The sequence below is a fragment of the Bacteroides sp. Ga6A2 genome (assembly GCF_000702225.1).
Lineage (GTDB): Bacteria > Bacteroidota > Bacteroidia > Bacteroidales > Bacteroidaceae > Ga6A1.
This window is the reverse complement of sequence record NZ_JNKX01000070.1, coordinates 1-6,922: the sequence shown is the minus strand read 5'-3', so window position 1 is coordinate 6,922 and position 6,922 is coordinate 1. Positions and strand designations below refer to the sequence as shown.

The window sequence follows — 6,922 nt, the reverse complement described above, 5'->3', positions numbered from 1 at the left end:
TCAACTTTCTCTAAGTTTGCAGATGATTGCGGCGCAGCCGCATAAGAAAGCAAATTGGTCGAGAAAAACAATAGCAATTCAAGACAGTTTCTTACCTTTGTCGTTGTAAGGAAGAATCGGTCTGTCGAAGAGGTAAACCTGTCAACTTTCCAGAACGGAGTCTATAAATTGTTTAGGACCTCCCAGACATAGTTGCAAAGACAAGATAGAAAGTTATCGGCATAGAGCCTCGTTAGAGTGTTAGTCCATACAACTATTGACCAATTCTTTAAAAATACAGATACAAAAGTATGAAAAAATTATTTGTTGGAATTGACTTTTCGAAAGAAAAAATTGATGTGGCAATCATTTTTGCCGAGGGACTGACAGAAACCTCCATGAGAGTGTCCAATGAGTTCAAGAACTCCGTATCTGGTTACAAGCAGCTGGTCAAATGGGTTGAGGAGAGCTCAAACGAGACAGAACCGTCTTTGTGGCTGTTCTGCGGCGAGAATACCGGCGACTACAGCAAGCCGTTGTGCAACTTCCTCTACGGAAGGGGATTTGACATGTGGCTCGAGAATGCAAAAAGCATCAAGGACGCGTCAGGAATAAGAAGGCTTAAGTCTGACCGCGCCGATGCCAATATGATTGCTGAATACGCTATGCGAAACTATGACAAGGCGATAATTTATGAGCCTCTCAGCGAGAGCCTGTCGCAGCTCCGCGAACTGTTCCTCTACAGGCAGATGGTTGTAAGGCACAGATGCAGTTTTCAGGTCAGAAGAGGCGAGAAAAGACTCAACATGGAGAAGTCACCTGTCAAGACAATGATCTCCCAAAGCGGACGGCATATCGTTACCGAACTGAACAAGGAGATTGAGAAGATTGACAAGCGTATTGCGGAGCTGATAGATTCAGACGACGAACTTGCACAAGTCTTCAACATCGTAACCTCCATACCCGGCATAGGAACGCAGAATGCCGTATGCCTGATGGTTTACACCGATAATTTCCGCAGGTTCAACTTCGATTCAAGAAAGATTGCCTGCTACTATGGAATAGCCCCATTCGGCAGGGATTCCGGAACAAGCGTGCATACCGATCCGCACGTGCACTACATGGCAAACAGGCAGATTAAGGCAATGCTGTCTCAGGCTGCACTTTCTGCCGCCAGATTCAATCCCGTCATAGCCTCATATTATTCAAGGCATATAGCAAAGGGAAAAAAGAGGCAGATTGTCCTCAATAATGTCAAGAACAAACTTGTACACATTGTGACTGCCATGGTCAGAAACAAGCAGCTTTTTGACAAAGATTATAAAATATCAGCATAAACAAAAAAATGGTCGAAATATTTGGATTTTAACATAGAAAGCAAGTTTTTTGTTTTTAACTCTCAACCTATTCTACCTATACCTTGAACGTATCTTGGACGTACCCTGGACGTACCTTCCCACTATTTTGTATATACCAAAAGACAAAAAAAATCCTACTTTTTCTATAATTTTGAATTCTCTATTTCACTAAATATTCAGTACAACTTCTTTTCCAAATGGAGCAAGCGATATTCTTGCGAGTTTGAAATGCTGCTTTGCGAAAGGAATTCCGACGATTGTAAGACACAACAGAAAGCCGAAAAACACATGACATAAAAACGCCCAGAATCCGCCGCACACCAGCCACAAAAGGTTGAGCGGAAAGTACAGACAGCCAACAGAACTGCCCGAACTGCGAATTTCAGAGCCGAAAGGCCATAGGCACATCAGCCCAATCTTGAATGTCTGCAACGCAACAGGAATGCCTATGATGGTAAAGCACAAAAACAGACTTCCCATAAAATATCCGATGGCAGACTCCAGTCCGCCAAAAATCCACCAAATTATATTACCTAATATTTTCATTTACACATAGTTTAGTCTAACTGACTTTGGTAACTTGGAAACAACGAGGTTGTATGACTCTTTTATCAATGTTTTCACGAAACTCTCTTCTAAGTGCTCATAATACACATCGCTCCAATGCTTCTTGTTCCAATGCCACGCAGGGGTTACAGATGAGTATTGTTCCCGGAGTTCTTCATTCCTTTCAGGTGTCAGTTTCAAGGCAAACCTTGGTTCCGAATCTATCATGTCATGCTTACCTCCACCAAGCCAGAGGCAAAGAAATATCTTACCTCCTATTCGATAGGTTATGATGTCATCACCAAAAGGCTGGTCTTCCGTTACTCCAAATATAGACAGAGTATATTCTCGTACTTGCTCAACATCCATAGTTATACCCATTCAAAGTTCTCTTTTCCTGCTCCAATCTCGAAATTACATTTGGCAATGCCGAGGTCAATTTTTGTATATCCTATAAGCGAGAAGCCGCGGCTTGCCCTAACATGATGAATGCCGTCTGTTCCGGGCGCAACATAGTCGAATCTGAACTTCTGCTGATTCACCGCCGTTGGAGCAAGCAACGCCGCCTCTACCCCACGCCTGAACCATTCGGGAGTAGAATCGTCCGCATTGCTAACCTGCGAAACGCTCTTGCGCTTCAGTTTGCGTCCCGGCTCATCGCCATAGCCAAGGGCTATGAGGCAGTAAACCTTCTCGCCGTCGGCAACATCATACGCGCCGCTCACCTTGTTGTATGTAAGCGCAACCCAGCAAGTGTTCAGCCCAAGCGTCTGAGCCAGCAGAACAAGATGCTCGCCGTAATATCCGATGAGTTCCTTAGTGTCGTCGGACTTGTTGCCAATCATCGCAAAATAGTTAGAAACACCCCTGAAATTGCCGTAAGCCATCCTTCCGCAGAACGCCTTCGGCTCATTCACTACAAGTTGAACATGAAGTCCGCTCTCGTTGTTTACCTCGGCAATTTTATTTTGCAGAATATCAATCTGTTCAGGAGAAAGAGGTTTGTCGATGTATTTTCTAACAGAATGTCTGTCTCTGATTGCTTCTTCTATCGTCATAAGTCTTAATTTTGTTTTAACAAAGTTTTTTGACGGCATCAAAAATAATTATTTTTTCAGAAATGGAAGTCATCTTTATAAAACGATTTTTCCGCATATCGGCCGAAACACGAAACAGGCCGCCATCCGTATGAGGGAAGGCGACCCGAATCATTTGAATAGAAAAAGTTGATTATGGAAATAGTCTCATCTGCGATGATGCTTGTGAACCTTGTGGTTCATGTGCCTATCGCAATTATTGCCGCCGCGCAGGCAGCTGTAGAAGAGTAATTATCACACTGATATAAATTTAAGGGACCTGTCCGTTTGGGCAGGTCTTTTTTTTAGTATCTTCAAGTATGCTTTCGACGTGTTGGAGATAAAAACGTCGCAGGATATGCGATATTTTGCGTTTTTATTTGGTAGTTCAGCATTATTTTAGCATTTTTGCCGCAGAATTTGCGACGTTATATATAAAATTTTGTCGCATAAAGTACGAATGCATTATGTATATACACGAAAGAGACTATTGGACAAACTTCCGTTGGGACATTTCTCAGGTGTCACTCCTTCAGGAGAAAGTATTCCGTATGCAGGGCTTGCTTTACGGCAGGCTGAGTTCGTTGGGTTTTGACAGCAAGTTACGTGCGATGGCGGAGAACCTGACCTATGACGTGGTGTATTCTTCGGAGATTGAAGGCATACGGCTGAACATGGATCAGGTACGTTCTTCCATTGCCAGAAGGCTGGGCATTGATAACGTGAAATATAGTACTCCTTCACACTATATTGATTCTGTTGTAGGTGTTATGCTGGAAGCTGTACAAAATTATAACCAGCCTCTTAGCAAAGAAAAGTTGTGCGCCTGGCAATCCGCTTTCTTTCCTTCGGGTTATAGCGAAGGAAGCCAGATAGAAATAGGACAGTACCGTACAAACGAGGAGCATATTGTTAGTGGAATGTTCGGACGTGAGAAGATTCATTATATTGCTCCTTCTCCAGATCGTGTAGAAGAGGAGATGCAAAAGTTCCTCACATGGTTCGACAAGGATGAGCCTGTAAGCAGCGTGATCCGATCTGCCATCGCTCATTTTTGGTTTGTAAGCATTCATCCCTTCGAAGATGGCAATGGCCGTCTGGCACGCATCCTTTCAGACATGCTGCTGGCTCGTGGCGAAAAGAGTGAGTTCCGCTTCTACAATGTCTCATCACAGATTAACAAGGACAAGAATCACTACTACGAGATTCTTGAACGTATGCAGCATGGCGATGGTGATATAACAGAGTGGTTGGTGTGGTACATGCAGAAATTGGTTGATGCACTTGACGAGGCAGACACCATCGTCACCACAATCCTGAATAAAAGCTTCTTCTGGCAGAAGGCATCGTCTGTTCCAATGACAGAGCGTCAGACACAGATGCTCAATCTGTTCCTTGACGGCCACGAGGCAAAGATAACATCCAAGACATGGGCAACATTAGCAAAGTGCTCGAAAGACACGGCCATACGTGACATACAGGACTTGGTTGACAAGAACATACTGAAAGAGGACATTCCCGGAGCCAAGCGTCCAAGTTACTCCATCGTCTATGATGCAGAGGATTTGACACAATTCTTCACTGAGGTAAACATTACTGAGGAGAATGGCATCCCGTATCTAAAAGCCATATTCAAGGGAAAGAAACCTGTGAGTGAAAGATTATTGAAACTTGATGCAGAGCGATTCAAGAAAGGAGACCTCCCTTTGTCAAATCTGCTTAGTAAGTACTGCTCGTATATCGTTGCAAGTAACAGAGAATAGTATAATAAACAGATAAATCGGAATATATCTGCCCACATTATTTTTCATATAAACAAACAATTTGTACAAAAAAATGAAGAAGCTTTTTATCAATAATGCAATTGTACGCACAGCAAACAGAGATAAGACGCTCTGAATATCGTAGTATGGACGATGATGGAAATTTCATAAATGTTTCACAACTTGAGGTAGATGGTCGCTATTTTTATGATATTGACGACAATACTCATACGGCAATTTTCAAACATTGGTATGGAAATGATACTGGGGACGATTCAGAACTCATAGTTCCTTCGGCTATAGATTATAACGGAGTGACATATAAGATTGTTGCTCTCGGTGGCGACGTAGGTAACCAAAACCAAAAGCTAGAGAAGGTTATTATACCAGAAGGTATAACGAAAATTAGTGGATTTGCATATTGCTATGGATTAAAAAGTATAACAATACCCTCTAGTGTAAAAGAAATTGGCAGCAATGCTTTTAGAGATTGCATTGAGCTGGAGAATATAGTCTTACCTGAGGGGCTTTCCTCTTTAGGCTACCGCGCCTTCTATAATTGTGTTAAGCTCAAATCGATTGTTATTCCTAGTCGTGTTGCTCGTATTGAGTCGGGCGTATTTCATAATTGTCAACAACTTTCATCCATAACGATACCTTCTACTGTTTCAGAGATAGGAGAAGAGGTGTTCTCCGGGTGTGTAAGTTTGAAGACTATAAACTTTAATGAGGGACTTCAATCTATAGAAAAGGGGGCTTTCCTCGGTTGTACCGCATTAGAATCTATTATTCTACCGAACAGTCTTAAAGCATTAGCTCCTCATGCTTTTGGAAGTTGCACATCCCTTAAAATTGTTAAGCTTCCAGAATCGCTCAAAGTTATACCGGAAGCCGCATTTGCTAAATGTGAAGCTCTCACTAATATTGAATTTTCGGAAAGCATATACGAGATAGAACGCTTTGCCTTCTCAGGCTGTAAGAGTCTGGAAAAAATCGTGCTGCCAAAAGAAATGACACGATTAGACCCCTGCGTGTTCCCGGGTTGCTCATCTCTTGTTGAAATCGTTATTCCAGAAGGAATGACTAAATTAGGTGCCGGTTCTTTTGATTACTGTCGGAGCCTCACGGACATATTCTGTTATTCAGAAGTACCACCAGAGATATATCAGGCTTTTGATGATGTCCCTCTGGAACAAGTTACCGTTCATGTTCCTGTAGTCAAAAAATATAAGAAAGATATTCTTTGGAAAGCATTTGGTAAGCTTATACCTATACAATAAGTAAAAAATTTTGCGCTTAATATTTGATATAGAACTATATGACAGAATTGGAATGTTTAAGAAATAGTCTTGTGTTAACAGAGACAGATCCTTCTAAAATTGAAAGCATCTTCAAAGACATTGCGAAGAATTTGCTTAACAATTTTGTCATCAGGAAGGGAGATGAGTTATATCGCATGGTCGAGATAGAGTTTTATTGTAACTTAACCGACACAGCGCATATAACATACGAGCGCATGAGTGAGGCCGGTGAGTGGTTTAACCATGACTTTGGTGTTGACCTTACATTCAAGAGTAATAACAAGTCATATGGAGGAATACTCATTCGCTCCATCGAGTGCAACGATAAATTTTGCAATGGGCCATTAAAGACCAGAGCCTTGCTATTCCAGTTTGATGCTTTAGGAGAAAAGGGCGCTGTTCCTGCGTTAGAATATTGTCCAAGGGCAAAAGCGATTGAGCCTATTGCTGTTACACGGTATAATATATCTGAAAGACAAAATTTCAGGTACTGCATTCCAAGGGAACTCTGGGCTGAACACAAGGGATATAAAGCATACCCATGGGATTATAAAGGAAATCTTAAACCCAAATCGGTCATTAGAAATTAGGCATGTCTATTTTTCCAATGACCGCCATTAGAAAATATCGGTTGTATTAGGCTATCCTTCAATAATTTACTACCTTTACCACGCGGAAAAACATAAGAAGATGATGCGTGACTATGATATAAAGTTCGTGAACAAGGAAATCACCCCGTTCGGAGGCCTTTCACTTTTTCTGAAGATGCTAGAGAAATGCCATTTTGAAGAGCAACTGGAGAAATGCTGTATTCCTGTCCAGGGTTCCAATAGAGGATATAAGCCGATACAGCTCATATTGGGCTTGTTCGCAGGTGTCTGGTGCGGAGCAAGCCGTTT

At 42.1% G+C, this 6,922-nt stretch carries 7 protein-coding genes and 1 pseudogene; 5 read left to right on the top strand and 3 right to left on the bottom strand.

From position 1 onward, the window contains the following. The first annotated feature begins 290 nt into the window (after positions 1 to 290). Positions 291 to 1,316 carry an IS110 family RNA-guided transposase gene (locus T538_RS0113370; RefSeq protein WP_031534447.1) on the top strand — a complete coding sequence of 342 codons (1,026 nt, stop codon included), beginning with the start codon at positions 291 to 293 and terminating at the stop codon, positions 1,314 to 1,316. Between the two features lie 189 nt (positions 1,317 to 1,505). Here T538_RS0113370 and T538_RS0113365 read toward each other — a convergent pair whose 3' ends face one another. The 3 genes from T538_RS0113365 to T538_RS0113355 are packed head-to-tail and all read right to left on the bottom strand — an operon-like array spanning position 1,506 to position 2,941. Further along, complete coding sequence (locus tag T538_RS0113365) at positions 1,506 to 1,883, bottom strand: YccF domain-containing protein (RefSeq protein WP_031534449.1); 378 nt, start codon at positions 1,881 to 1,883, stop codon at positions 1,506 to 1,508. After that, entirely contained in the window at positions 1,884 to 2,264 is a 381-nt protein-coding gene (locus T538_RS0113360) for an MmcQ/YjbR family DNA-binding protein (RefSeq protein WP_051656106.1), read from the bottom strand. Next, positions 2,255 to 2,941 (bottom strand): nitroreductase family protein, encoded by a 687-nt coding sequence (locus tag T538_RS0113355; protein ID WP_031534454.1) that lies wholly within the window; start codon positions 2,939 to 2,941, stop codon positions 2,255 to 2,257. Before T538_RS0113355 ends, T538_RS0113360 begins: the two co-directional genes overlap by 10 nt. Positions 2,942 to 3,426: 485 nt before the next feature. Here T538_RS0113355 and T538_RS0113340 point away from each other — a divergent pair, with 485 nt between their 5' ends. The 4 genes and pseudogenes from T538_RS0113340 to T538_RS19025 form a co-directional block, all read left to right on the top strand. Continuing rightward, on the top strand, positions 3,427 to 4,722 hold the full coding sequence (locus T538_RS0113340) for a Fic family protein (RefSeq protein WP_031534456.1): 1,296 nt from the start codon (positions 3,427 to 3,429) through the stop codon (positions 4,720 to 4,722). Positions 4,723 to 4,868: 146 nt separating this feature from the next. After that, positions 4,869 to 6,002: a leucine-rich repeat domain-containing protein gene (locus tag T538_RS0113335; protein WP_197025792.1), complete on the top strand. Its 1,134-nt coding sequence runs from the start codon at positions 4,869 to 4,871 to the stop codon at positions 6,000 to 6,002. Between the two features lie 38 nt (positions 6,003 to 6,040). Further along, positions 6,041 to 6,613 (top strand): hypothetical protein, encoded by a 573-nt coding sequence (locus tag T538_RS17855; protein ID WP_031534460.1) that lies wholly within the window; start codon positions 6,041 to 6,043, stop codon positions 6,611 to 6,613. A 100-nt stretch (positions 6,614 to 6,713) separates the two neighbouring features. Beyond that, positions 6,714 to 6,922: pseudogene (locus tag T538_RS19025) on the top strand (IS1380 family transposase); the annotation flags it as partial.

Excerpts from the sequence above, each read along its gene's own strand:
- T538_RS0113370 (WP_031534447.1), top strand. The coding sequence starts at position 291 with ATGAAAAAATTATTTGTTGGAATTGACTTTTCGAAAGAAAAAATTGAT.
- T538_RS0113365 (WP_031534449.1), bottom strand. The coding sequence starts at position 1,883 with ATGAAAATATTAGGTAATATAATTTGGTGGATTTTTGGCGGACTGGAG.
- T538_RS0113360 (WP_051656106.1), bottom strand. The coding sequence starts at position 2,264 with ATGGGTATAACTATGGATGTTGAGCAAGTACGAGAATATACTCTGTCT.
- T538_RS0113355 (WP_031534454.1), bottom strand. The coding sequence starts at position 2,941 with ATGACGATAGAAGAAGCAATCAGAGACAGACATTCTGTTAGAAAATAC.
- T538_RS0113340 (WP_031534456.1), top strand. The coding sequence starts at position 3,427 with ATGTATATACACGAAAGAGACTATTGGACAAACTTCCGTTGGGACATT.
- T538_RS0113335 (WP_197025792.1), top strand. The coding sequence starts at position 4,869 with ATGGACGATGATGGAAATTTCATAAATGTTTCACAACTTGAGGTAGAT.
- T538_RS17855 (WP_031534460.1), top strand. The coding sequence starts at position 6,041 with ATGACAGAATTGGAATGTTTAAGAAATAGTCTTGTGTTAACAGAGACA.